This window comes from Streptomyces sp. NPDC012508 (genome assembly GCF_042902595.1).
GTDB lineage: Bacteria > Actinomycetota > Actinomycetes > Streptomycetales > Streptomycetaceae > Streptomyces.
In genome coordinates, this window is sequence record NZ_JBIBEO010000002.1 from 894,212 (window position 1) to 918,983 (window position 24,772).

Sequence of the window (24,772 nt, forward strand, 5' to 3'; positions counted from 1 at the left end):
GCGGCCACGGTAGAACGTGTTCCACAAATGGGGAAGCCCCGCGACGGTCCCGGACGGCCGGGGGCGACGACGACCGCCTTGGTCCGGTGGGGGAAGAGGCCGGGCCAAGGCGGTCGGGGACTCTGCTGGGCGTGGGTCAGGGCAGGAGCTCGTCCAGGGAGGCGCGTCCCTTCTCCGCCATGCGGCGCTCCGCCCACGCGAGGCTCTTCGGATTCACGTCACGACCTGAGGCGAGGACCAGGTCCTCAGCCGTGTATTCGCCCTCCGACCCGGCATGCAAGAGGCGGTCGGGCGTCGGGCTGTCCCCCGGAGATGTCTTGTCGGACTCAGCGTTCATGCCGCCTCCTAGGAGTTCTTTCGGTACCGGCCATTCTCGTGTCCGGGTCCCGGGATCGCATCCGGGCCGGATCGGGGCCGGCGTGAGGCGGTGCGGGGCGGGTGACACGCACCGGCCCCTCGTCGTGTCGGGTGCGTGTCGGCGCGCGTCGGGAGGGTGGTGGCCGGCCACCACCTCCACGCGCCGACGTGGACACGCCGTCGAACAGGAGCCCCCATGTCCCGGCCCGAGCCCGATCCCTTCCCCCTCCGCCGAATCCGAGTCACTGCCGTACGTTCCGTCACCCCGCGCATGCTGCGGGTCACCTTCGGCGGCGAGGCCCTCGTCGGCCTCACGCTCGCCGGTCCCGACCAGCAGGTGAAGCTCTACTTCCCGCGCCCCCGCCAGACCGAGCCCGTGCTGCCCGCCCCCGACCCGGACGGCGACATCATGCGCTGGTACGCGGCGTACGGGGCGATCCCGGAGGCCGAGCGCCCCTGGATGCGCAGCTACACGATCCGCGCCCACGACCCGGCGGCCGGGACCGTCGACATCGACTTCTACCTGCACGGCGCGGGCGGCCGCGCGCACCAAGGCCCCGCGACACGCTGGGCACGGGCCGCGCGGCCTGGCGACACGCTCGGGATGTTCGGACCCTCGGCGTACTTCGCCACGCCGATCCCCCTCGGCGCGTCGGACTGGACGCTGCTCGCCGCCGACGGCTGCTCGCTCCCCGCGCTGGCCACGGTCGTCGAGGCACTCCCGCCCGGGCACCGGGCCGTCGCCTACGTCCAGGTCGCCGACGCCACCGAGGAGCAGGCCCTGGTGACGGACGGCGCGCTGAGCGTGCACTGGCTGCACGGTGAGGCCTCGGGGTCCGAGGCGGTGGTCGACGCGGTACGCCGGGCCACGCTGCCGTCCGGGAAGCCGTACGCCTGGCTGGCGGGTGAGGCCGGGGCCGTACGGGCGCTGCGGCGCCACCTGGTCGAGGAGCGGGGGTACGACAGGCGCGCCGTGGACTTCACCGGGTACTGGCGGCACCGCCTCACCCAGGACGACGCGCCGACGCCAGAGGACCTGGCCGAGGCCCGGGAGCGCCTGAAGGCGGCGGGCGGCGGCGACGGTGGTGGTGGGGCGGCCTGAAGCCAGGCGGGCGGGGGCCGGTCGTCTGAAACCAGGCGGGCGGCGGGCGGTCGCCTGAAGCCCCCAGGTGGGCGGCGGGCGATCGTCTGAAGCCCCCCAGGCGGGCGGGGCCAGTCGCCTGAAGCCCCCCAGGTGGGCGGCCGTGGGCCGCCTGAGCCCCGGGCGGTCGGCGGTGGAGCGGCCCGCCACCCCGGCAGCGGCCTGCGCAGCCTCACGTCTCAGACCAGTGCCGCGGCCTCCTTCACCGAGAGGCCGCGGCCTTCCGCGTACCGCTGCTCGTACGTCTCCGGGTCCAGAACCGCGCGCAGCGCGTCCTCCGCGCGTTCCCGTACCGACGACTCGGTCTGCTCCGTGAGGGGGCGGAAACCCCCGCCGCCCGGGTCCGCGGCATGGGCGTCGTACGCGCCCAGGAGACGGGCGCCGTCCTCGGCGTCGCTCGGCGAGCCGAGTCCCGCCCTGGCCCAGGCGGCCGTCGCGAACTGACCGACCACGAGATAGGGGGCCACCAGGTAGGCGAGGCTCTCCACGTCCCTCACGGAACGGGTCAGCCTCGCGGCGGCCTCGGCGTACGCGCCGTCGAGACACGCGAGCCAGCCGCGCAGTCCCCCCGTCAGGCCGATGAAGAGGTCGGGCGTGTCGCTGCTGAACTCCTCCTCCATCCGGTCGAGTTGTTCCCGAGCGAGGGCGGTGCGTCCGGTGTGTCCGTAGTGCTGGGCAAGGAGCAGCCGAGCCGGGCTGACCGGCTCTCCGCCGGGCTCCGTCGAGGCCTCCTCGGCGGCTTCGACAAGGAGCTGTTCGGCCGCCGACCGCGCCGAGTCGTCGGACGGGATCCTCAGCCGTACGGCGGCGAGCCTGGCCTTGAAGGCGGGGAGCTGGGAGCGGGCGCCGAGGCCCGCGGTGGCGTGCGCGGCCCGCTCGAAGTCGGCGACGGCCTCGGCGAGACGGCCCGACCGCTCGTAGGCCTCGCCGCGCGCGGAGAGGGATTCGGCGATGCCCCAGGCGTCCTGGAGCCGCTCGAAGCGGGTGAGCGCCGCCTCGGCGTCGTCGGGGCGGCCACCGAGGAGTTTGGCCCGTACGAGGTGGGTGAAGGCGAGTTCCCAGTCGAAGCCCTCGGTACGGCACGCGGCGAGGAGGGCGCCGAGGGTCTCGTCGAGATCGTGGAACTCGCCTGTCATCAGGCGGGCGAAGAACCACATGGTTCCCGGCTGGCGGCAGTTCTGCGGCAGGCCGGGGCGGTACGCGGAGACGACGGCGTCGAGGCGGGCGCGGATCCCGGGCCGCTGGAGCGCGGTGGCGCCCTCGCCGCCCTCGGACGCGAGCACGAGCAGCCGGCACCCTCGTCGCGCCTCCCACAGCTGTTCCTCGGACCACGGCGGCGGCGTGTCGGTGCAGCGGTCCGCGAGCGGCAGGGCGGGCCGTACGGGTGGCGCGAACGGGTCGGGGCCGAGGGCGGCCGCGGCGTGGGACCAGACGCGGGCGTCGGTCTGCCGGGCGCGCAGCTGCCAGAACCAGCTCATGGAGTGGACGAGACAGAGCGCTTCCTGTTCCTCGCCGCGGTCGACGGCGGTCCGCAGGGCGGCCGTCAGGTTGTCGTGCTCGCGCTCGAATCGGCGCAGCCAGACGTCCTGCCCGGGCCCCCGGAGTGCCGGGTCCCCGGTGCGGGCGAACTCCCGGTGGTGGACGAGGTGCCGCCACTCGGCGTCACCCCGGTCCCCGGCCTCGTCGAGGCGCTCGCCGGCGTACTCGGCGACCGTCTCCAGGAGCCTGTAGCGCATGCTCGCGTCGTCGCCGGGCGCGGCGACGACGAGCGACTTGTCGACGAGCGAGCCGAGCAGCTCGAGCACGTCGCCCCTCGACGTCACGGCCCCGACGCGGACACCGGCGGCCGGAGCACCCGGGTCCACCACGGCGTCGGCCGAGCGGCCTGCCCCCGAACCGTGGGCACCACCACCCGTACGCCCCGCCGAACCGCCCGGCCCCGACGCCCCATCGTCCACCAAGCCACCCGCCCCGGACGCCCCGTCGTCCACCGAACCACCCGGCCCGGGCGCCCCGGCCCTCGCCGAACCGCCCGGCCCCGACACCCCGTCGTCTCCCGCCGAGCAGACCGCCTCCGCCGCCGACAGGTCGCAGCCGCCCGAGAACACCGACATACGGCGCAACACGGCGCGTTCGGGCTCGGTCAGGAGGTCCCAGGACCAGTCGACCACCGCCCGGAGCGTCTGCTGCCTGGGCAGGACCGTACGCGCGCCCGAGGTCAGGAGCCGGAATCGGTCGTCGAGGCGGTCGGCGATCTGGCGCGGGGACAGCAGCCTGAGCCGCGCGGCCGCCAGCTCGATCGCGAGCGGGAGACCGTCCAGCCGCCGGCAGATCTCGGCACACGCCTCGGGGTCGCCGGCCGGGTCGAAGCCGGGACGGGCGGCCGCACCCCGGTCCCCCAGGAGCCGCAGCGCGGTGTCCTGCGGCAGCGGCTCCACCGCTCGTACGAACTCCCCCGGTACGCCCAGCGGTTCGCGGCTCGTCGCCAGAACCGTCACTCCCGGGCAGCGCGCGAGCACCTGCTCCACCAGCTCCGCCGCCGCGCCCACCACGTGCTCACAGTTGTCCAGGAGGAGGAGCAGCCGGCGCGACGCGCAGTACTCCACGATCCGGGTGAGCGCGTCACGGGCGGGACCGGCCCACAGCTGCGTCTCGCGGCCGCCCAGTGCCGTGAGGACGGCGTCGGCGACGTCGGACTCCTCGCGCACGGAGGCCAGTTCGGCGATGCGGACCCCGTCCGGCTCCCGCTCCGCCACGCCTTCGGCGGCCTCCAGGGCCAGCCGTGTCTTGCCCACGCCGCCGGGCCCGAGCAGGGTGACAAGACGCCGCTCGGCCACCTCGGCCACCAGGGCTTCGAGTTCACTTCCGCGCCCTACGAAGGAGGTCAGCCGGGCGGGAAGACGCGGAGGTGGGCGCACCTCCGACGTCTCACCGGCAAGCAACTCCGCGTGCAGCGCGCGCAGTTCACTCCCTGGATCCGCCCCCAGGCGTTCGGCGAGGAGGGTACGGACCTCCTCGTAGGCCTTCAGCGCCTCGGCCGTGCGGCCCGCGGCCCGCAGGGCGCGGATGCGGAGCGCCTGGAGGGGCTCGTCCATGGGGTGCTCCGCGGCCAGGGCCTCCAGCGGGGGGAGGGCCGTCCCGGCCTGGCCCAGGGCAACGGCAGCGGCGAGCCGGTCCCTGCGGGCCTGCGCGTGGCGCTGTTCGACACGTACGACGAGAGGCTCGCCGTCCCGGCCCGGCAGATCGGCGAGCGCTGGCCCGCGCCACAGCCCGAGCGCGTCGTCGAGCAGCCGCGCCGCCCGCACCGCGTCCCCCGCCGCCAGTGCCGCGGCCCCCTCGGCGGCCAGCCGCTCGAACACGTACAGGTCCACGTCCTCGGGCTCGGCCGTGATCCGGTACGCACCGGTGAGCGAGACCACGGCGTCCCGTCCCAGCACCCGGCGCAGCCGCCCGACCAGTGCCTGGAGCGCCTCGGTTCCGTCCCCGGGCGGGTTGTCCTCCCAGATCAGCTCGATCAGCTCACCCGTCCGGACGTCGCGCCCGCCGGCGGCGGCCAGCGCCGCGAAGAGGGCCCTCAGCCGGGCGCCGCCGAGCTGGGCCTCCCGGCCGTCTGCAAGCCTGGCCCGGCAGGGGCCGAGGACGCGGTACGCGATGATCACCGGCCCATTCTCCCCCGCTCGGTCACAACTCCGGCACGCGGTGTGTCGCCGCCATGGCGTCGGAGGGGTGCGGGTTCGACAATGGTGAGGATGACCGATGACGACCGGCGCACGCACAGTGGCGAGATCGGGCCCACCGAACGGCTCGCCATGAACCGGACCGGCAGCTTCGACTGGGATCTCGACACGGGCACGATCGACGTCGACGAGGCCGGGCTGCTGGTCTTCGGGCTGGACTCGGGCGGGTTCGACGGGCGCCCCGCCACGCTCGTCCAGCGCCTCGACGCCGAGGAGCGCGCCCGCCTCGACCAGGTGATCCGCCATGCGATCACCAGTGGCGAAACCTCGTACTCCGCGCACTTCCAGACGGAGGACGAGGACGGTACACCCCAGTGGACGCATGTGCAGGCACGGATTCTGCGGACGGCCGACGGCATGGCGCACCGGATCGTGGGGATCGTCCGGGACACCACCACCGAGGTCGCGCACTCCGAGTTCGTCCTCGATCTGGAGAAGCGCCGCGAGGTCCAGACGAGCATCGTCGAGCGGACCACGCACGCGCTGTCGCGGGCCGTGACGGTCGACGACGTGACGGCGGCGATGACCGGGCCCGGCGGGCTCGCCCGGCTCGGCGCGGACGGGCTCGCGCTCGGCCTGGTGGAGAACGGCTCGCTCAACATCATCGCGCTCAGCGGGGAGTCTCTGGACGCCCTGAACGACTTCCGCCAGCGCCGCCTCGACCGTGGCCTGCCGCTCGCCGAGACGGTGCTGAGCGGGCGGCCCCGGTTCGTGCCGTCGTTCTCCACCATCGGGCGTGACTTCCCCGAACTCGCGCCGTACGTCGAACGCCTGAGGTTCAAGTCCGCCTGCTATCTGCCGCTCGTCGCCCAGGCACGTTCGCTCGGCGGGATGGCGCTGTTCTACCGGCGCCGCTCGTCGTTCAACGCCGACGAACGCAACCTGCTGCTCGGGCTCGCCGCGATCGTCGCGCAGTCCCTCCAGCGCGCCATCCTCTTCGACGAGGAGCGGGAGCTGGCGACCGGGCTGCAGGAGACGATGCTGCCGCGCCGTATCCCGGCGATCTCCGGCGGCGAGATCGCGGTCCGCTACCACGCGGCGTGGAGCGGACGGCAGGTCGGCGGTGACTGGTACGACGTGATCGCACTGCCCCGGGGCCGGGTCGGGATCGTCGTCGGGGACGTCCAGGGGCACGACACGCACGCGGCCGCGATCATGGGCCAGTTGCGCATCGCGCTGCGGGCGTACGCGGGTGAGGGCCACGCGCCCTCGACCGTACTGGCACGTGCCTCCCGCTTCCTCGCCGAGCTGGACACCAACCGGTTCGCGACCTGCACCTACGCCCAGGTCGACCTGGGCACCGGGACCCTGCGCGCGGTGCGGGCCGGCCATCTGGGGCCGCTGATCCGGCACACGGACGGCCGGGTCGGGCAGCCGAAGCTTCGCGGCGGGCTGCCGCTGGGGCTGGCGACCGTGTTCGGGGACGAGGAGTTCCCGGAGACCCGGCTCGACCTCGTACCGGGCGAGACGCTGGTGCTGTGCACGGACGGGCTCGTCGAACAGCCGGGCTCGGACATCCAGTCCGGCCTCGAGGCGCTGTCGTCGGCGATGAGCAGCGGACCGCCGCAGGCGGAGGCGCTCGCGGACCATCTGTCGGAGCAGCTGTGGGAGCGCTGGGGCGCGGGCGACGACGTGGCGCTGCTCGTGCTGCGACGCAGCCCCGACCCCGGCACGCCGCGGGCGCCGCGCATCCACCAGTACATCCACCAGGCCGATCCGCAGGGCCTCTCGGACGCGCGGGCGGCGGTGGGGCAGGCGCTGCGGGACTGGAACATGGCCGAACTCGCCGATGATGCAGAGCTGTTGACCGGCGAGCTGCTCGTCAACGTACTGCTGCACACCGAGGGCGGCGCGGTGCTCACGCTGGAGGTGCTGCCGGAGCCGGTCCGGCGGGTACGGCTGTCGGTGCAGGACCGGTCGAGCGCCTGGCCCCGCAGGCGTACACCGGGCGAGGCGGCGACCTCGGGGCGCGGACTGATGCTGCTCGACGCGCTCGCGTCACGGTGGGGCGTGGAGCCGCGTGGTGAGGGCAAGGCGGTGTGGTGCGAGATCGGCCCGGTGCACGCGGAGGCCGTGCCCGAGCCGTCCGCCCGAGGGTGAGTGAGGAGCGGCTGTGGACCCCGTTGCGGCACTGGACCGGATCGCCTTCCTCCTGGAGCGCTCGCAGGCGCCGACGTACCGCGTACGGGCGTTCCGTACCGCGTCCGCCGCCGTCGGGGCCATGGGGGACGGCGAGGCGCGACAGCGTGCGGCGGCCGGGACTCTGGAGTCGGTCAAGGGCATCGGGCCGAAGACGGCGGCGGTGATCCGGGAGGCCCTCGAGGGGCGGATTCCGGAGTATCTGGAGCGCCTGGAGGCCGAGATCCCCGTGCCGGAGGCCAACGGCGGCGAGACCCTCAGGGCCGCGCTGCGGGGTGACTGTCATCTGCACTCGGAGTGGTCGGACGGCGGCAGCCCGATCGAGGACATGGGCCGGACGGCGGCGCGGATCGGGCACGAGTGGGCCGTCCTGACGGACCATTCGCCCAGCCTGAAGGTGGCCCGCGGTCTCTCTCCCGAGCGGCTGCGCGAGCAACTGGACGTGGTGGAGCGGCTGAACGAGGAGTGGGCGCCGTTCCGGCTGCTGACGGGGATCGAGTGCGACATCCTGGAGGACGGTTCGCTGGACCAGGAGCCGGAGCTGCTCGACCGGCTGGACGTGGTGGTCGGCTCGGTCCACTCCAAGCTGCGGATGGACGCTCCGGCGATGACGCGGCGGATGGAGAAGGCGGTACGCAATCCGCTGATGGACGTCCTCGGTCACTGCACCGGGCGGCTGGTCAGCGGGGGCCGGCTGCGGCCCGAGTCGGTCTTCGACGCGGAGCGGGTCTTCGCGGCCTGCGCCGAGTCGGGGACGGCGGTGGAGATCAACAGCCGCCCGGAGCGGCTCGATCCGCCGCGTCGGCTGCTGCGTCAGGCGGTGGAGGCAGGCGTCTGGTTCGCGGTGGACACGGACGCGCACGCGCCGGGCCAGCTGGAGTGGCAGATCTTCGGGTGCGCGCGGGCGGAGGAGTGCGGGGTGCCGACGGAGCGGGTGATCAACACCTGGCCCGCGGAGCAGCTGCTGGCGTGGACCCGGGACCGGTAGGACGGGTCCCGCGCCACGCGGCGTGGGGGCCGGACGGTGGCTCGCGTGCCCTGCCGGACGGTGGTCGCGTGCGCTGCCGGACGAGGGTCAGGTGCCCCCCCCCGCCGGACGAGGGTCAGGTGCGCTGCCAGACGGTGGTCGCGTTGCAGAACTCGCGGATGCCGTGTCCGGAGAGCTCGCGGCCGTAGCCGGAGCGCTTCACACCGCCGAACGGAAGCGCGGGGTGGGAGGCCGTCATACCGTTCACGAAGACACCGCCCGCCTCCAAGTCCCGTACGAAGAAGGCGATGTCCTCGTCATTACGGGTCCAGACGTTCGAACTGAGACCGAACGGCGAGTCGTTGGCGACGGCCACGGCCTCCTCGATGTCGCTCACCGGGTAGAGCGTGGCGACCGGGCCGAAGGCCTCCTCGTGGTGGATGCGCATCTCGGGCGTGATGCCGGTGAGCACGGTCGGCTGATAGAACCAGCCGCGCGGGAACGCGTCGGGACGGGCGCCGCCGCAGAGGACCGTCGCGCCCTTCTCCACGGCGTCGTCGACGAGTTCCTCCAGGTCGGCGCGGCCCTGCTCGGTGGCGATCGGGCCGACGTCGGTGGACTCGTCGAGGGGGTCGCCGACGGTCAGCGCGGTCATGGCGGCGGTGAAGCGTTCGGCGAAGTCGTCGTAGACGTCGCCGTGGACGATGAAGCGCTTGGCCGCGATGCACGACTGACCGTTGTTCTGGACGCGGGCGGTGACGGCGGTCTTGACGGCGCGCGGCACGTCCGCGGAGGGCATGACGATGTACGGGTCGCTTCCGCCCAGCTCCAGGACCGTCTTCTTGACCTCGTCGCCCGCGATGGCGGCGACCGAGCGTCCGGCGGGCTCGCTGCCGGTCAGGGTGGCGGCGACGACCCGGCGGTCGCGCAGGACGGACTCGACGGCGCCGGACCCGATGAGCAGAGTCTGGAAGCAGCCTTCGGGGAAGCCGGCGCGGCGGAAGAGGTCACCGAGGTAGAGGGCGGTCCTGGGCACGTTGGAGGCGTGCTTGAGGAGACCGGTGTTGCCGGCCATGAGGGCGGGCGCGGCGAACCGGATGACCTGCCAGAGGGGGAAGTTCCAGGGCATGACGGCGAGGACCGTGCCCAGGGGACGGTAGTGGACACGGGCCGTGTCGGCGCCGGAGTCCCGGACGTCTCCCGGGGCGGGGTGCTCGTCGGCGAGCAGCGCCTCGGCGTGGTCGGCGTACCAGCGCATGGCCTTGGCGCACTTGGCGGCCTCGGCGCGCGCGGCCTTGATCGTCTTGCCCATCTCGGTGGTCATCGTGCGGGCGACGTCCTCGGCGTCCTCGTCGAGGAGATCGGCGGCACGGCGCATGAGGCGGGCGCGCTCGGCGAAGGTGGTGGTGCGGTACTGCCGGAAGGTCTCGTGCGCGGCGTCGATCCGCCGCTCGACCTCGTCGTGCCCGTGCGCGTCGTACGTTCGCAGTGTCTCGCCCGTGGCGGGATTCACGGTGGCGATGGCCATGCGGTCTCCTCCTGCCCGTCCGCCCCACAGGCACCCTCCCGCGCCCGGCGGCCGATCGCAATCGGGGAGGGGGCACGGGGGTGAGATTCTGCCTGCGAGAGGGCGGTCGCCCGGGGGCGGGCGGGGCGGTCACGGCGGCACTGCGGACGCGGGCGGGGCGGGGCGGGGACGGGCCGGTCCCGTATCCGGCGCGCCGGACGCGGGCGGAGACCGGCCGCCGTGGGACAGGGGCTGCGGGCGGACGGTCGCCGTCGCTCGGGGGATGCGGGCCGTCCCGTACGGTCAGAGCCTCAGGGAGCGGCGCTCCCGCCGGAAACCCAGCTCAGCGCGCCCGCCAGATGCTCCCGGAACGTCTGGTCCTCGTACGCCTCCGCCGCGTGCCCCAGCGCCGTGAAGAAGACCCGGCCGTCGCCGGCCTCGCGGCACCACACCAGGGGGTGGTCCGCGCCCAGCGTGCCGCCCCGGTACGTCGACTCGTCCGCGCGGGCCAGGACCCGTACGCCCTCGTCCCGGGGATTCGACGTGAAGTTGTACCACTCGTCCGTCCAGGCCCACCGGCCCGGCAGCGCGGCCGTTCCGGGGTGGTCGGGCGCGTCCACGCACACCACGCCCGGCTGGATCTCCGGGTGGCCGTCGAAGCGCGTACCGAGCAGTTCGCCGTAGAAGGGCCAGTCCGGCTCCGCGTTGGCCGCCGCGTGGATCGCGAGGAATCCCCCGCCCCTCATGACGTACGACGCGAAGGCCGACCGGCCGGGCGCGCCGAGGACCCTGCCGGTCGTCGAGAGGAAGACGACCGCCGCGCACCGCCCGAGCCGCTCCGGTGTGAAGGCGGCCGGGTCCTCGGTCACCTCGGCCTCATGTCCCGCCGCCCCCGCGAGCTCCGCTAGCGCCTTCGCGCCCGCCGGGATCGAGTCGTGGCGGTAGCCGGCGGTGCGGGTGTAGATCAGGACGTCCGCTGTCGGCACGAGGTCGTCTCCCTGGGAGGAGGAAAGCGCTTTCTGGCCCGACCGTAGCCACCCGTACCCCCACGCCGCAACCATTGGCGAATCGGATACACCGCTGTATCTTTTGGCGGCATCGCGTTCCACCGCCGTGAGGAGCCCCCGTGAGCACTCTCCCGCCCGCCCTGGCCGCCGCCGTGGGCCCGTTGCCCGAAGGTGTCACCCTCCCCCTGCCGCCCACCTTCGACACGGTCGAGGAGGAGCGCCGGTACCGCAAGGAGCAACTCGCGGCGGGTTTCCGGCTCTTCGGGAAGTTCGGGTTCTCCGAGGGGGTCGCCGGGCACATCACCGTCCGCGATCCGGAGAACCCCGACGCCTTCTGGGTCAACCCGTTCGGGATGAGCTTCAGCCAGATCAAGGCCTCCGACCTGATCCTCGTCGGGCACGACGGCACTCTGCTCCACGGCGACCGCCCTGTGAACCGTGCCGCGTTCGTCATCCACTCCCAGGTGCACGCGGCCCGGCCCGACGCGATCGCCGCCGCGCACTCGCACTCGTTGCACGGCAAGGCGTTCTCCAGCCTCGGCATCCCGCTCGATCCGATCACGCAGGACGCGTGCGCCTTCTTCGAGGATCACGGGATCTACGACGACTACCGCGGCGTGGTCAACGAGCTGGACGAGGGCAAGCGCGTCGCCAAGGCCCTCGCCGGGCACAAGGCGGTCATCCTCAAGAACCACGGGCTGCTCACGGTCGGGCACTCGGTCGCCGAGGCCGTCTGGTGGTTCGTCACCATGGAACGCTCGTGCCAGGCCCAGCTGTTGGCGATGGCCGCCGGTACGCCGCAGTCGATCGACCGCGAGACGGCGCTGATCACCCGGGGCCAGGTCGGCACCCCGCTGGCCGGCTGGTTCCAGGCACGGCCGCTGTGGGACCAGATCACGGCGTCGGACCCGGATCTCTTCGACTGACCTGCCCTCGGCCACGGCCCTGTCGCCTACTTCTCGACGTCGATCTCCCGCGTCGACGCCGCCAGCAGGGGTGCCAGGAAGTCCCGTTCGAGAGAACCGGGCGGCAGCTCCTCCGGCTCGACGTAGCTCTGCGCGAGTCCGCCCTCCCGCACGGCGATCAGCATCCGGGCGAACCGGTCCGCGTCCACGGTCAGTTCGCGTCCCGCCCGGCGCAGTACGTCCGTCAGGCCCCGGGCGATCTCGGCCCGCAGCCGGGCGTCGTGCCGGGCGAGCACCCAGGCCGCCTGCCGGTCCCGGATGGCGTGCAGAGTGAACTCGGTGGTGACGAGATACCAGTCGCGCTCGTCCGGTTCGATCCGGGAGGCGAGTTCGGCGAGCCGCTCCAGGGTGTACTCCTCGGCGGCGAGGCTGTCGACGGCCTCCGCGAGCCGCCGTACGGTCCGTTCGCTGTGCTCGTCGAAGAGGGCGAGGAACAGCTCTTCCTTGCTGGCGAAGTTCGAGTAGTAGGCGCCACGGGTGTAGCCGGCGCGCTCGCAGACCTGCTCGATCGTGGTGGCGTGGAAGCCGTGCTCGGCGAAGGTCTCCAGAGCGGCTCTCAGCAGGGCTGCCCGCGTCCGGGGACGGCGCTTGGTGACACCTTTCGGCACGGGTGAGCCTCCTTCGGTCGCATGGAGGCGCCCACGATACCGGCGGCTCTCGCAGGCACGGATCAGCGCCGGACGATAAAATTCACGCATGGGACAGCGGCCCGTCGCGCCCGCCGCACCCGAGCTCGTCCTCGAGATCGCCGGGGACGCGACCGTGATGAGTCCGAGCCGGGTCTACCGCATCGGGCGCGACCCCACCAGTGACATCGTCCTCGACGACGACCGAGCATCCTGGCACCACGCGGTCCTCCGGGCCGTCGGCGACCACTGGACGCTGGCGGACGAGGGCAGCACGAACGGCACCTTCGCCGACAGCCACCGCATCGCCGTGCGCGAGGTCGGTCCGGGGACGGTCATACGGTTCGGGCACCCCGGAGACGGTCCTCGCGCCGTCCTGTCGGGGGCTGCGGCACCGACGGCCCCACCCGAGGAGCCGAAGGCCCCACCCGAGGAACCGAGCGCCCCGTCCGAGGAACCGGGACCGGCGCCGGTACGTGCCGAGCCCGAGGCTCCCGCGCCTGTGGCGCCCGAGCCCGAGCCCTCCGCACCCGTACCCGCTGAGCCCATACGTTCCGAGGCGGATCCGCCGGCCGTGGCAGCCCCCGCCGCCGAGACACCCTTCGGCGAAGCCCCCGTCGCGGAGGCCCCCTCGGCCGGATCGCCCGAGGCCCCCGCGCGGGAGCCCGGGCCCGCGACGCCGGCGCCTCCACCCGTACCGGGTCCGGAGCCGGCCCCTTCGCCCCGGCCCGTACCGACCCCGGAGCCCCCGGCTCCCGCCCCGCCGCGGACCCCGCCCCGGCCGTCCTCGGTCTCGTATCCGGCGGCGACCGGCACCTTCCGGCAGCCGACGTCCGTGCGTCCGCTGCCGACCCGCACCGTGCAGATCGGGCGCGCTCCCGACAACGACCTCGTCGTCGACGACCTGGTCGTCTCCCGGCACCACGCCGAACTGGAGGCGCACGCCGACGGCACGTACTGGATCAAGGACCTCGGCAGCCACAACGGCACCTTCCTCAACGGCCGTCCCGTCGCCGAAGCCCGTGTCACCCCGGACGACATCGTCGGCGTCGGACACTCCGCGTTCTGCCTCATCGGAGGGCAGCTCGTCGAGTTCACCGACACCGGCGAGGTCTCCCTCGACGTGCAGGATCTGGCCGTCACGGTCGACCAGGGCCGCAAGACCCTCCTGGAGGGCGTGTCCTTCCCCGTCGGGCAGAAGTGCCTGCTCGCGGTGGTCGGGCCGTCTGGGGCGGGCAAGTCGACGCTGCTCGGGGCGCTCACCGGTCAACGCCCCGCCGACCACGGCACGGTCTTCTACGACGGCCGGGACCTCTACCGCGACTACGCGGAACTGCGCCAGCGCATCGGTCTCGTACCGCAGGACGACATCCTCCACCTCCAGCTCACCGTGAAGAAGGCCCTGACATACGCCTCCGAGCTGCGTTTCCCCGAGGACACGGCGGCAGACGAGCGCCGGGCCCGGGTGGACGAGGTGATCGGCGAACTCGGCCTCGGAGAGCGCGTGGATCAGCCCATCCACAGCCTCTCCGGAGGCCAGCGCAAGAGGGTCAGCGTGGCCCTCGAGCTGCTCACCAAGCCGTCGCTGCTCTTCCTGGACGAGCCGACGTCGGGGCTCGACCCGGGCATGGACCGCTCCGTGATGCACATGCTGCGCGGGCTCGCCGATGACGGCCGTACGGTCATCGTCGTCACGCACAGTGTGCTGAGCCTGGACGTCTGCGACCGGCTGCTCGTGCTCGCGCCCGGCGGTCGCGTCGCGTACTACGGACCGCCGGACGAGTCGCTGGACTTCTTCGGCTTCGCCCAGTGGCCGGAGGCGTTCGAGGCCTTCGAGACCGACCGCGGACGGGACTGGGCGGAGCAGTACCGTTCCTCCCGCCAGCACCGGCGGTACATCGCCGACGCGATGCAACGGCCGGGGCTGCCGTCCGCGGAGGCCGCGCCGGAGCCCGGTCCGCCGCGCAAGGCGCAGAGCTGGGGTTCCCAGCTCCGTACCCTCGTCCGGCGTTACTCCGCGGCGCTCGCCGCGGACCGGACGTTCATCGCCATCATGATCGCTCTGCCGTTCGTGATGGGTGCGATGGCCCGGGCGCTGTCCGAGGGCAGCCTCAACCCCGAGTCGACGCTGAACGTCCTGCTGATCCTGTGTGTCGGCGGGGTGCTCACGGGCGCGGCGAACGCGGTACGGGAGCTGGTGAAGGAGCGCACGATCTACCGGCGGGAGAGAGCCGTCGGCCTGAGCCGTTCGGCGTATCTGATGTCGAAGGTCGTGGTGCTGGGCACGATCACGGTCGTCCAGGCGGTGGTTCTCACGCTGGTCGCGCTGATCGGGGTGCCGCTGAACGTCCCGGACGGCAAGGGCGTGCTCATGCCGCCTCTCGTGGAACTCACGCTCGCGGTCGCGCTGCTCTCGTTCACGGCGATGATGCTCGGACTGTTCGTCTCCGCCCTGGTGCGCAAGGAGGAGGTGACGATGCCGCTGCTCGTCCTCCTCGCCATCGTGCAGGTGGTGTTCTGCGGGGCGCTGCTGACCGTCACCGGGACGCCCGTCCTCGAACAGCTGGCGTGGCTGGTGCCGTCGCGGTGGGCGTTCGCGGCGATGGGGGCGACCATCGACATCGGGGCGATCGCACCGAGCGACAAGACGACGGATCCGCTCATGGATCACACGCTGGGCGCGTGGCTCTTCGACATGGGGATGCTCGTCGTGCTCTGTCTCGTTCTCGGCTTCATCGTGGCGCGGCTGCTGCGGCGCCAGGAGCCGGTGATCATGCGGAAGTAGCCGATATCCCCCGACCGACGTCCTGGATATTGGATCCAAGATCCAGGATCAGTTGTCCAGGATCAGAAACCCACTATCCGGCACAGTGAAGGCAGGCGGCCCATGGGCATCCCGGTCACTCCCCCGGTACCGGACGACATTCCGGACTTCCGGCCGACCCATGTCGTGCCGCGCGACGGTCTGCCGACCTGGGAGGCTCCCGATCCGGACATGCCGACCGTGCCCCTCGACGCGTTCCTGCCCGTGCAGCTCACGGACCGGGTCGGAGACTGGGGCCAGATCCTCTGCTCCAACGGCTGGACCGCGTGGGTCGATGCCCGCCTGCTCGTCTCCGTACCCGTGGATCCGCCGGAGGCCCGTCAGGCGCTCGCCAGGACCGCCGACCCCCGCCCTCTGATCGCCCGTGCGGAGGAGTCGCTCGGCCGCTATCGGCGGGCGGCGGAGGAGCTGGCGGCCGGCCGGGCCGATGGAGACACCTTCGGGCGGCGTACGCACGGACTGCGGGTGGGGATCGTCGTCGACGGCGATTCGCTCTGGCTGTTCGACGCGGAGCACGAGCGCTGGGTCTACTGCGACGGGAAGGCACTGAGCACGTACGCGGCCTCGGCCGGCCCCTCGGCCGCCTCCGCCCCGCCGGAGGGCGAGGTGGCGGAGGCCGGGCACGAGCCGACGCGGGTGGTGCCCCGTATCGATGAGGGGGACAAGCCGGCGGAGAGCCCCGCGGGACCGCCGCCGACCCGGGTCGTGAACCGGTCGAACCAGCCGGGTGAGAGCTGATGGCCGACGCGGCGCGGAACACGGATCTGCCCGCCGGCCGGGAGTCGGGGCTGATCGGCAAGCAGATCGCGGGCTATGTGGTGGAGGCCGAGATCGGCCGTGGCGGGATGGCTGTCGTGTACCGGGCTCTCGATCTGCGGCTCGAGCGGACCGTGGCGCTGAAACTGCTGGCGCCCGAACTGGCCCGCAACGACACCTTCCGTAAACGGTTCGCCCACGAGTCGCGGGTGGCGGCCGCGATCGACCATCCGCACATCGTGCCGGTTTTCGAGGCAGGCGAGACGGAAGGCGTGCTGTACATCGCGATGCGTTTCGTCGCGGGGCGGGATCTGCGGGCGCTCCTCGACCGCGAGGGCCCGCTGCCACCGGTGACGGCGGGTCGGATCGCCGTACAGGTGGCATCCGCGCTGGACGCGGCGCACGCCCACGACCTGGTCCACCGGGACGTGAAGCCGGGCAACATCCTGGTCGCCGAGGGCACGGACCGCGACCATCCGGAACACGTCTATCTCACGGACTTCGGACTCACGAAGAAGTCCCTGTCCCTGACGGGTCTGACGACGGTCGGGCAGTTCGTCGGAACGCTCGACTACGTGGCGCCCGAACAGATCTCGGGGAAGCCGGTGGACGGCCGCTGCGATGTGTACAGCCTGGCGTGCGTGGTCCAGGAGACGCTCACCGGAATGCCGCCGTTCCGCCGTGACGACGACATGGCGCTGCTCTGGGCCCACCAGTACGATCCGCCGCCCCCGCTGTCGGCGGAACGGCCTGAGCTGCCGGAGGCGGCGGACGAGGTGCTGGCGAAGGCTCTGGCGAAGGCCCCGGAGGAGCGTTACGGGACGTGTCTGGAGTTCGTCGCGGCACTGCGGGCGGCCTTGGAACGGGGCGGACCCGGCCCGGGCGGCCGTACCGGACCGCTCGGGCCGGAGCCGCCGTCCCCGCCGCCCGAGCCGCCGGCCTGGGCCCGCCCCGTGTTCCGGGCACCACCCGCGATCTGGTCCTGACCCAGGGCTACTTCGCCGGCGCGGCGGCGTCGGTCCCGCCCCGCCCGAACACCGCGATCAGTCGCGTGAGGCTGTCCTCCTCGAAGCCCTCGGCCGCCGCCCGCCGGAACGCCTCCAGCGTCGCGGCGGGCAGGGCCGTGTCCACGCCCGCGTCCCGCGCCGTGTGCACGACGTGGTCCATGCTCGCCACGGCCATCGAGATCCGCTCCACGTCGCCGCCGTGCTGACCCGACTCGATCCGCGGCGTGTAGAAGTCGATGAACCGACCCATCCCGCCCAGCGTCTGGACCGCGTACGGCCTGATCTCCGAGGCGCCGATGCTATGCGCGTTCGCCAGCGCCACGGTGTGCAGCCAGGCGGTCAGGCTGTTCCAGAAGAGGTCCATCTGGAGCTGGTAGTAGAGGGCGGCCAGCCCCGGGTCCTCCCCGCGGTAGTCCGTACCCGTGATCACCTTCAGAGTGGCCTCGCACTCCTCGAAGAGGTCCCGGGGGCCGCTGTAGTAGGTGTCGAACTCCGTCGAGCCGATACCGGACGGCGGCGTCATCACCCCGCCGGTGAGGTGCCTCGCCCCGTGCCGTTCCGCCCAGGCGGCCCCCTCGCGGGCCCCCTCCGGGGTGTCCGAGCTGAGGTTGACCAGGACACGGCCCTCCAGCGCCGCGGCGGCGGGCTCCAGGATGGCGTACATCGCGGCGTAGTCGGTCAGACTCAGCACCACCACCTCGTTGGCCGTCAGCGCCTCCTCGACGGTGGCGGCGCGCACCGCACCTCTGGCGACCAGATCGTCGGCCCGCCGCGCGGTGCGGTTCCAGACGGTGACGCGGTAGCCGGCGTCCAGGTAGGCACCGGCCATCGCCTGGCCCATCGGGCCGAGACCGATGACCGTCACGGACAGGGTGTTCACAGCAGACGTGCTCACAAAGATCCCCTTCCCCGGGAGCGTCACTAGAATGAACGCTCTATCTGGTGAGGAACGTAGCACAGCACTAGAACGATCGCTCAAGTTAGGTAGGGTGACCGGGTGAAGACCATGGCCCCCGTTGATCCCGAGACCGCCGGAACCCGGCAGCGGATCGTCCGTACGACGTCACGCCTGATGCAGCGCCAGGGCTACGAAGGCACCGGTATCAAGCAGATCTCCCGCGAGGCGGGGGCGACGCTCGGGTCCGTGTACCACTTCTTCCCCGGCGGCAAGCAGGAGCTCGGCACCGCCGCCGTGCGGCTCGGCGACGAGGAGTTCACCGAATTCCTGCGCGAGGCGCTCGACGCCGAGTCGGAGCCGGAGAAGGCCCTCGTCGCGCTCACCACGGCCCTCGCCCAGGGGCTGCGGGAATCCGACTGGCTCGACGGGTGTCCGGTCACCTCCACGGTCGTGGGTACGGCGACGAGCGCCCCCGCCATCCAGCAGGCGGCGGCAGAGGCGTTCGCACGGTGGCGGGCGGTGGTCGCGGGGAGGCTGGCCGCCACAGGGTTCGCCGAGGCCGACGCCGAGGAGCTGGCACACACGGTGATCGCCACGCTGGAGGGCGCCGAGCTGGCGGCCCAGACCGCCCGCAGCACGATTCCTCTGGAGGTCGCGGGGCGGCATCTGGCGCGCCTTGTCGCCTCGTACCGGTGAGCCCAGTGACTCCGGTGACTCCGGTGGCTGGATGAGTCCGACGGGTCCGATGAATTCAGGACGGTCGAACGGCCGCTGACCATCTCAGCCCTTCGGCGCCCTCTCCCGAGAGGGGTCCACCTCGCCGCGGCGGTGGACGCGGGAGGCGAGGAGCCCGCCGAGGAAGCCCGCGGCGAGCCCCCAGAGCGCGGCGAAGCCGGCCGTCCTCCAGACGTGGGGGCGCAGCACGACCTGGCCTCCTAGGGATTCGAGCTCGCCGATGCCCAGGATGGAGAGCCCGAAGCGCGCTTCGACCAGAGTGACCGGGGCGACGACCAGCATGGTCAGGGCGAAGGCGATGCCCAGGTGGAGCGCGTGCTGCCAGAGTCGAGTCCGGGAGGGCGAACGGACGGCGGCCACGAAGGCCACGGCCAGGACGAGGACGGCCGCGACCGGCAGCAGCCACCAGGCCCTTGAGTCGTACGAGGCGAGGGACGACAGGTCCACGGTGGAGAGGCCGCCGGTGTCGGTGCGCAGGACCGAGTCGAGGATCTGCGGCATCGGCAGCCCGAACGGCCCTTCGACGGTCCCCTCCCAGGAGCCTCCGATGCCGACGCCGAGGGCGAGCCAGCTGACGTTGGGCAGGCCCAGCAGGATCACGGCGAGGGTCTCGGCCGCGTGGCCCCGGGTGGCCGCCACGACGATCCCGATGACCAGGCCGACGAGCACGTACGCGAGGAGCAGGAGCAGCATCGCGGAGGCGACCGGCCGCACGGCCTCGTGGTAGCGGACGAGTCGGGGCGGAAGCGGGGTCCCGCGCGAGACCAGCAGCGCGATGAGGAGGACTCCGAGGATCCACAGCAGCCCGAAGAACAGGGTGGGTCCCACGTCGGTGCGGAATCCCACGGTGGGGTTCACCGCGTCGAGGAGTTCGCCGAAGAGGTCGGACATCGTGTCCTGGCTCTCGCCGCCGCCGACCGAGACGGGAAAGTCGTGGCGGGCGAGGGCGGAGAGGCCGGCGAGCGCGGCCAGCCAGAGCAGGACGACGCGTGCCGCCCGGGCGAGCAGGTCCCGGGTCCGGGCGACGGCGTGGTGGCGCAACGGGAGGAGAAAGAAGAAACCGGTGACCAGTGCGCCCACCAGGGTGACCGTGAGGGGCATCGCGGTCAGTTCGGCGTTGGTGCCGGCGAGTGCGCCGGCGTCACCGGAGAGGTCGATCTGGCCGCCCGCGGCCATGACGACGACCGCGGCGACGATGTTCACGAAGCCGCTGGGCAGATCGGCGGCGCCCGCGGCCCAGAGGCCGAACGCGGCGACGATCGCCATCGCGACGAAGCCGGCGAGGACGGCGGCCAATGCCTCGCCCCAGTGACGGGCGAGGTGCTGGGCGTCGTGCGCCGGGCGGGGTGTGGTGGGGAGCTGACTGCTCACGCTCCCCACGCTAGTGCCGGGGGTTGATCTCCGCAGGAGAGCTGGTCGACCTCCGCCGCACCGGTGGACGCCGTCCGCTTGCGGGCGGCACCCGTTCCGCGCACACAATGGGCGCGGAACGGAAGAAAGGGAAAAAACGTGACTTCCCACCCGCCGTCCGACCGTCCCTCAGTACCCCCCTCAGGTCCCCCTTCGGGTCCGCTGTCGGGCCCGAGCACCACACCAGGAGCGGTCGGCCCCCCACCGCCCTCCGGGCCGCCGCGCGGCGCCTCGGGGGGCGGTTCGGGCGGTTCCGGGGGCGGACCGGGCGGCGGGGGCGGACCCGGCGGCGGTGACGGAACCGGTGGTGGTGGGACACCCGGCGGACCGGACGAGGGAGCCGGCGGCGGCCAAGGGGGTGGCGGTGGACCCTGGTGGCGTTCCGTACCGAAGGTCGCTTCGATCGCCGCCGTCCTGGTCGCGGCCATCGCCCTGGTGGTCGTCCTCACCCGTCCGGACGGCAACGGGGGCGACGGCGGAGGGTCGGCGGGCGGCGAGGTGTTCCTGCAGAACGCCAGCGCCACCGGCCCCGACCCGTACACCAAGTCGACGGCCCGCGCCGCCGACGCCTCGCAGTCGCCCGCCCCGCTGCCCAGCGCGACCAGGTCCGGGGACGCCAACGCCACGCGCAGCGTGTCGGGTTCGGCGGCGGGCCTGTACGGCGGTACGCAGAACGTGGCGAGCTGCGACGTCGAGCAACAGGTGCGCTATCTCGCCGACCAGCCCGCCAAGAACGCGGCCTTCGCCTCGGTCCTCGGCATCTCGGCCAACGAAGTCCCGGGGTATCTGCGCGCACTGACCCCGCTTCAGCTACGGGTCGACACCCGGGTGACCAACCACGGCTTCAGGGACGGCGCCCCCACCTCGTACCAGGCGGTCCTCCAGGCCGGTACCGCGGTGCTCGTCGACGACCGGGGTGTGCCCCGGGTGCGCTGCGCCTGCGGCAATCCGCTGACACCGCCGGTCGCCCAGCAGGCTCCGAAGACGACGGGCACCCGGTGGGCGGGGTACCAGCCCTCCCAGGTGGTCGTCGTGACGCCCGCGGTGACCGTGGTCAACGTCTTCATCGTGTACGACCCCGAGAAAGACGGCTGGTTCGCCCGGGAGCCGGGCGACACGGGGCGTCAGGACAAGCCGACGTCCCCGCCGACGGCTCCCCCGTCGCCCTCGGTCTCCGGCTCGGTGACGGGCTCCCCGACCTCGGAGCCCCCCTCGATCTCCCCGAACACGTCGCCGCCGGTCCCCGAGTCGCCCGTCTCGCCGGAATCGCCAGCGTCTCCGGAAGCGCCCGTCTCACCGGAGTCGCCCGATACGCCGTCGGGGCCCGCCACGGACGGGCCGCCCACCGGCGGCACGACGGACCAGTCGGCCTCCGTGATCAGCCCGGGGCCGGCGGACAGCTCGCCGCCGGCGCCACAGTCCGGGCCGGACGCCGGCGAGGAAACCTTCGCGCACGCCATGGACGCGCAGCCGGTCTCCTGAGGCGACCGCCCGACGGGGCTCGGGAAATATCCGGATGCCCGGGCCCCCGCGATCCGTGTACGGTCCACCGAGTGGAACCTCTCACCGACCGACAGATCCGCTCGTCCTTCGTGAACTGCACGAAGGGTGAGGCAAGCAGGCTCAAGCTCCCGCTGGACTTCGCCGAGCTCCCCTGGCAGGACCTCGACTTCCTCGGCTGGGTCGACCCGGGCGCGCCGCTGCGCGCGCACCTCGTGGTGGCCCGTGAGGACGGCCCGCTCGGCATCACCCTGCGGGTCCCCGCCACGAGCCGCACGAGCGCGGTCAAGTCCAGCCTGTGCCAGGTCTGCCTGACGGGGCACGCCTCGTCGGGCGTGACCCTGCTCGCGGCGCCGCTCGCCGGCAGCCGCGGACGCGAAGGGAACACGGTCGGCATCTACATCTGCTCCGACCTGGCCTGTTCCCTCTACATCCGCGGCAAGCGCCAGCCGAAACTGCGGGCCGGCCGCCAGGAGGAGTCGCTCACCGTCGAGGAGCGGATCGAGCGGACGACCGGCAACCTGGACGCGTTCCTCGCCAGGGTGACGGCGGGCTGAAGCGGCACGGCCGGGCTCAGCGGAAGGCCTGCTCGCCCGTGAGAGCCTTGCCGATGACCAGGGAGTGCACCTCGCTGGTGCCCTCGTAGGTGAGGACCGACTCGAGGTTGTTGGCGTGGCGCATCACCGGGTACTCCAGGGTGATGCCGTTCGCCCCGAGGACGGTGCGGCACTCGCGGGCGATGGCGATCGCCTCCCGTACGTTGTTCAGCTTGCCCACGCTGACCTGCTCGGGCGTGAGGCCGCCCGCGTCCTTGAGGCGTCCCAGGTGGAGGGCGAGGAGCATGCCCTTGCCGAGCTCCAGGGACATGTCCGCCAGCTTCTGCTGGGTCAGCTGGTAGGAGGCGAGGGACCGCTCGAAGACGATCCGGTCGCGGGCGTACGCGATGGCGGTCTCCAGGCAGTCGCGGGCGGCGCCGAGGGCGCCGAACACGATCCCGAACCGCGCTTCGTTGAGGCAGCCGAGCGGGCCGGACAGTCCACGCGCCTCGGGCAGCATCGCGTCGGCCGGCAGGCGTACGTCCTCCAGGACCAGTTCGCTGGTCACGCTGGCGCGGAGGGACAGCTTCTGCTTGATCTCGGGCGCGCTGAAGCCGGGGGTGCCGGCGGGCACCAGGAAGCCGCGGACGCCTTCGTCGGTACGGGCCCAGACGACGGCCACGTCGGCGACCGAGCCGTTGGTGATCCACATCTTGGTGCCGTTGAGCACCCAGTCGTCGCCGTCGCGCCGGGCGCGGGTGCGCATGGCTCCGGGATCCGATCCCGCGTCCGGTTCGGTGAGCCCGAAGCAGCCGATGTACTCGCCGGCCGCCATGCCGGGCAGCCACTGCTGCTTCTGCTCCTCCGAGCCGAACTTCCAGATGGCGTACATCGCGAGGGAGCCCTGTACGGAGACGAGGCTGCGCAGCCCGGAGTCCACGGCTTCCAGCTCGAGGCAGGCCAGCCCGTACGCGACGGCGTTGGTGCCGGCGCAGCCGTAGCCCTCCAGGTGCATGCCGAGGACGCCGATGCCGCCGAGCTGCCTGGCGAGTTCGCGCGCGGGGATGGCGCCCGACTCGAACCACTCGGCGACGTGGGGGCGCAGTTCCTTGTCCGCCATGGTGCGCACGGTCCGGCGAATCTCCCTCTCCTCGTCGCTCAACAGGCCGTCGATCGCCAGCAGATCGAAGGGGTGGACGGGAGTCGACTTCGACGCGTTCGGCGACTGTGACGACTGCGGCGACGGCTTCACGGACGGCCTCCAGGCTCGTGCGGCTACTCGGCGTACCGCAGCGTATCGGCAGATCGGATTTTGGATCCAGTATTGAATATCTGATCTCCGATGCGTACGTTCCAGCTGGATCCGATCACCCCCGGAGGAGAGCCTGATGCACGCAGATCAGCAGGTGAAGCCCGGCCCCGGGGCCCTGTCCGGGATCGTGGTGGCCGACTTCGGGCGCGTGCTGGCCGGGCCGTACATGACGATGCTGCTGGCCGATCTGGGAGCCGACGTCATCAAGATCGAGCGGCCCGGCTCCGGCGACGACACCCGGGCCTGGGGTCCGCCCTTCGCCGACGGCCAGGCCACGTACTTCCTCGGCGTGAACCGGAACAAACGCTCCGTCGCGCTGGACCTGACCGACCCGGCCGATCTGGCGAGGGCACGGGCGATCGTCGACCGCGCCGACGTCCTCGTGGAGAACTTCCGGCCCGGCACGATGGAGAAGCTCGGTCTCGGTTACGAGGACGTACGCGCGTCCAACCCCGGACTCGTCTACTGCTCGGTCACCGGATTCGGCGCCGCGGAGGGTGCCCGTCTGCCCGGTTACGACCTCCTCGTCCAGGCCGTGGGCGGACTGATGAGCGTGACGGGCGAGCCGGGCGGGCAGGGCACGAAGGCGGGTGTCGCGCTCGTCGACGTGATCACCGGCCTCCACGCGGGCATGGGCGTCCTCGCCGCCCTGCGGCACCGGGACCGTACAGGCGAAGGCCAGCGGGTCGAAGTCTCCCTGCTCACCTCGCTCCTGTCCGCGCTCACCAACCAGTCGGCCGCCCACCTCGGCGCCGGTGTCGTCCCACGGGCCATGGGCAACCGGCACCCGAGCATCGCCCCGTACGAGGTGTTCGAGGCGCAGGACCGCCCCCTGGTCCTCGCCGTGGGGAACGACCGCCAGTTCCGGGCGCTCTGCGTACGCCTCGGTCTGCCCGGCCTCGCCGACGACGCGCGCTTCGCCACCAACACCGCCCGCGTCGCCCACCGCGAGGAGCTGGTGGCGGCGCTGGCCGGTCCACTCGCCGAACGGCCCGCCGACAGCTGGTTCGAGGAACTCACCGCCGCCGGAGTGCCCTGCGGGCCGATCAACGATCTCGCCGCGGCCTTCGACCTGGCCGACCGGCTGGGCCTCGCGCCCCGGGTCCCGGACGGGGCGGCCGGCCCGGGTCAGGTCGTCAACCCGATCACGCTCGGCGTCACCCCGCCCTCCTACCGCGCCGCACCCCCGCGACTGGGAGAGCACACCGCGTCGCTGCTCGCCGAGCTGGAAGGCTCACCCGAGGGTCCGTAGGAAGATATACGGATCAGGTCGGAGACCGACGGAACCGACAGCACGGCCGGACGACCGGACGACCGGACGACCGAACGACCGAACGACCGAACGACG

Annotated in this window: 19 protein-coding genes; 11 read left to right on the top strand and 8 right to left on the bottom strand. The window is 72.7% G+C overall.

Going from position 1 to position 24,772, the window contains the following annotated elements; genetic code table 11:
• Window positions 1–136: 136 nt before the first annotated feature.
• The gene (locus ACFY8U_RS10120; RefSeq protein WP_361434042.1) at window positions 137–337 is read right to left on the bottom strand and encodes a hypothetical protein; all 201 of its coding nucleotides are present in this window, start codon (window positions 335–337) and stop codon (window positions 137–139) included.
• A 216-nt stretch (window positions 338–553) separates the two neighbouring features.
• Between ACFY8U_RS10120 and ACFY8U_RS10125 the strand changes: the two genes are divergently transcribed.
• On the top strand, window positions 554–1,459 hold the full coding sequence (locus tag ACFY8U_RS10125; RefSeq protein WP_389568099.1) for a siderophore-interacting protein: 906 nt from the start codon (window positions 554–556) through the stop codon (window positions 1,457–1,459).
• A 218-nt stretch (window positions 1,460–1,677) separates the two neighbouring features.
• On the opposite strand, the gene ACFY8U_RS10130 is transcribed toward ACFY8U_RS10125, so the two are convergent.
• Window positions 1,678–5,151 (bottom strand): ATP-binding protein, encoded by a 3,474-nt coding sequence (locus ACFY8U_RS10130; RefSeq protein ID WP_389568328.1) that lies wholly within the window; start codon window positions 5,149–5,151, stop codon window positions 1,678–1,680.
• Window positions 5,152–5,247: 96 nt separating this feature from the next.
• On the opposite strand from ACFY8U_RS10130, the gene ACFY8U_RS10135 reads away from it, so the two are divergent.
• Together ACFY8U_RS10135 and ACFY8U_RS10140 are read left to right on the top strand one after the other, a co-directional pair.
• Window positions 5,248–7,335 (top strand): SpoIIE family protein phosphatase, encoded by a 2,088-nt coding sequence (locus ACFY8U_RS10135; protein WP_389568101.1) that lies wholly within the window; start codon window positions 5,248–5,250, stop codon window positions 7,333–7,335.
• 13 nt (window positions 7,336–7,348) lie between these two features.
• A complete protein-coding gene (locus ACFY8U_RS10140; RefSeq protein WP_389568104.1) occupies window positions 7,349–8,362 on the top strand; it encodes a PHP domain-containing protein in 1,014 nt (337 codons plus the stop codon).
• 115 nt (window positions 8,363–8,477) lie between these two features.
• On the opposite strand, the gene ACFY8U_RS10145 is transcribed toward ACFY8U_RS10140, so the two are convergent.
• Both ACFY8U_RS10145 and ACFY8U_RS10150 read right to left on the bottom strand, forming a co-directional pair.
• The gene (locus tag ACFY8U_RS10145; RefSeq protein WP_389568106.1) at window positions 8,478–9,869 is read right to left on the bottom strand and encodes an NADP-dependent succinic semialdehyde dehydrogenase; all 1,392 of its coding nucleotides are present in this window, start codon (window positions 9,867–9,869) and stop codon (window positions 8,478–8,480) included.
• Between the two features lie 290 nt (window positions 9,870–10,159).
• Entirely contained in the window at window positions 10,160–10,834 is a 675-nt protein-coding gene (locus ACFY8U_RS10150; RefSeq protein WP_389568109.1) for a ThuA domain-containing protein, read from the bottom strand.
• Between the two features lie 140 nt (window positions 10,835–10,974).
• Here ACFY8U_RS10150 and ACFY8U_RS10155 point away from each other — a divergent pair, with 140 nt between their 5' ends.
• Window positions 10,975–11,781 (top strand): class II aldolase/adducin family protein, encoded by an 807-nt coding sequence (locus tag ACFY8U_RS10155; RefSeq protein WP_389568112.1) that lies wholly within the window; start codon window positions 10,975–10,977, stop codon window positions 11,779–11,781.
• A gap of 26 nt (window positions 11,782–11,807) precedes the next feature.
• Here the strand turns inward: ACFY8U_RS10155 and ACFY8U_RS10160 are convergent, their stop codons facing one another.
• Window positions 11,808–12,428, bottom strand: coding sequence for a TetR/AcrR family transcriptional regulator (locus ACFY8U_RS10160; protein WP_389568115.1), 621 nt, complete (start codon window positions 12,426–12,428; stop codon window positions 11,808–11,810).
• A gap of 88 nt (window positions 12,429–12,516) precedes the next feature.
• Here ACFY8U_RS10160 and ACFY8U_RS10165 point away from each other — a divergent pair, with 88 nt between their 5' ends.
• The 3 genes from ACFY8U_RS10165 to ACFY8U_RS10175 all read left to right on the top strand — a co-directional run bounded on the left by ACFY8U_RS10165 (window position 12,517) and on the right by ACFY8U_RS10175 (window position 17,012).
• Window positions 12,517–15,231 carry an FHA domain-containing protein gene (locus tag ACFY8U_RS10165; protein ID WP_389568117.1) on the top strand — a complete coding sequence of 905 codons (2,715 nt, stop codon included), beginning with the start codon at window positions 12,517–12,519 and terminating at the stop codon, window positions 15,229–15,231.
• A 102-nt stretch (window positions 15,232–15,333) separates the two neighbouring features.
• Window positions 15,334–16,008 (top strand): hypothetical protein, encoded by a 675-nt coding sequence (locus ACFY8U_RS10170; protein WP_389568120.1) that lies wholly within the window; start codon window positions 15,334–15,336, stop codon window positions 16,006–16,008.
• Complete coding sequence (locus ACFY8U_RS10175; RefSeq protein WP_361434022.1) at window positions 16,008–17,012, top strand: serine/threonine-protein kinase; 1,005 nt, start codon at window positions 16,008–16,010, stop codon at window positions 17,010–17,012. Before ACFY8U_RS10170 ends, ACFY8U_RS10175 begins: the two co-directional genes overlap by 1 nt.
• A 7-nt stretch (window positions 17,013–17,019) precedes the next feature.
• Here the strand turns inward: ACFY8U_RS10175 and ACFY8U_RS10180 are convergent, their stop codons facing one another.
• A complete protein-coding gene (locus tag ACFY8U_RS10180; RefSeq protein WP_389568123.1) occupies window positions 17,020–17,928 on the bottom strand; it encodes an NAD(P)-dependent oxidoreductase in 909 nt (302 codons plus the stop codon).
• A gap of 111 nt (window positions 17,929–18,039) precedes the next feature.
• On the opposite strand from ACFY8U_RS10180, the gene ACFY8U_RS10185 reads away from it, so the two are divergent.
• Complete coding sequence (locus tag ACFY8U_RS10185) at window positions 18,040–18,627, top strand: TetR/AcrR family transcriptional regulator (protein ID WP_389568125.1); 588 nt, start codon at window positions 18,040–18,042, stop codon at window positions 18,625–18,627.
• 84 nt (window positions 18,628–18,711) lie between these two features.
• Here ACFY8U_RS10185 and ACFY8U_RS10190 read toward each other — a convergent pair whose 3' ends face one another.
• Entirely contained in the window at window positions 18,712–20,037 is a 1,326-nt protein-coding gene (locus ACFY8U_RS10190; RefSeq protein WP_389568128.1) for a streptophobe family protein, read from the bottom strand.
• Window positions 20,038–20,175: 138 nt separating this feature from the next.
• Here ACFY8U_RS10190 and ACFY8U_RS10195 point away from each other — a divergent pair, with 138 nt between their 5' ends.
• Window positions 20,176–21,558, top strand: coding sequence for a DUF6777 domain-containing protein (locus tag ACFY8U_RS10195; RefSeq protein ID WP_389568131.1), 1,383 nt, complete (start codon window positions 20,176–20,178; stop codon window positions 21,556–21,558).
• Between the two features lie 71 nt (window positions 21,559–21,629).
• Window positions 21,630–22,133, top strand: coding sequence for an FBP domain-containing protein (locus ACFY8U_RS10200; protein ID WP_389568134.1), 504 nt, complete (start codon window positions 21,630–21,632; stop codon window positions 22,131–22,133).
• A gap of 16 nt (window positions 22,134–22,149) precedes the next feature.
• Here ACFY8U_RS10200 and ACFY8U_RS10205 read toward each other — a convergent pair whose 3' ends face one another.
• Window positions 22,150–23,364 (bottom strand): acyl-CoA dehydrogenase family protein, encoded by a 1,215-nt coding sequence (locus ACFY8U_RS10205; RefSeq protein WP_389568137.1) that lies wholly within the window; start codon window positions 23,362–23,364, stop codon window positions 22,150–22,152.
• A 136-nt stretch (window positions 23,365–23,500) separates the two neighbouring features.
• Between ACFY8U_RS10205 and ACFY8U_RS10210 the strand changes: the two genes are divergently transcribed.
• Window positions 23,501–24,676, top strand: a complete 1,176-nt coding sequence (locus tag ACFY8U_RS10210; protein WP_389568140.1) for a CaiB/BaiF CoA transferase family protein — start codon at window positions 23,501–23,503, stop codon at window positions 24,674–24,676.
• Window positions 24,677–24,772: the final 96 nt, after the last annotated feature.

Bases quoted from the DNA above. Each gene is read 5' to 3' on its own strand.
- ACFY8U_RS10185 (WP_389568125.1), top strand. From the start codon at position 18,040: ATGGCCCCCGTTGATCCCGAGACCGCCGGAACCCGGCAGCGGATCGTC.
- ACFY8U_RS10135 (WP_389568101.1), top strand. From the start codon at position 5,248: ATGACCGATGACGACCGGCGCACGCACAGTGGCGAGATCGGGCCCACC.
- ACFY8U_RS10210 (WP_389568140.1), top strand. From the start codon at position 23,501: ATGCACGCAGATCAGCAGGTGAAGCCCGGCCCCGGGGCCCTGTCCGGG.
- ACFY8U_RS10120 (WP_361434042.1), bottom strand. From the start codon at position 337: ATGAACGCTGAGTCCGACAAGACATCTCCGGGGGACAGCCCGACGCCC.
- ACFY8U_RS10175 (WP_361434022.1), top strand. From the start codon at position 16,008: ATGGCCGACGCGGCGCGGAACACGGATCTGCCCGCCGGCCGGGAGTCG.
- ACFY8U_RS10125 (WP_389568099.1), top strand. From the start codon at position 554: ATGTCCCGGCCCGAGCCCGATCCCTTCCCCCTCCGCCGAATCCGAGTC.
- ACFY8U_RS10170 (WP_389568120.1), top strand. From the start codon at position 15,334: ATGGGCATCCCGGTCACTCCCCCGGTACCGGACGACATTCCGGACTTC.
- ACFY8U_RS10145 (WP_389568106.1), bottom strand. From the start codon at position 9,869: ATGGCCATCGCCACCGTGAATCCCGCCACGGGCGAGACACTGCGAACG.
- ACFY8U_RS10165 (WP_389568117.1), top strand. From the start codon at position 12,517: ATGGGACAGCGGCCCGTCGCGCCCGCCGCACCCGAGCTCGTCCTCGAG.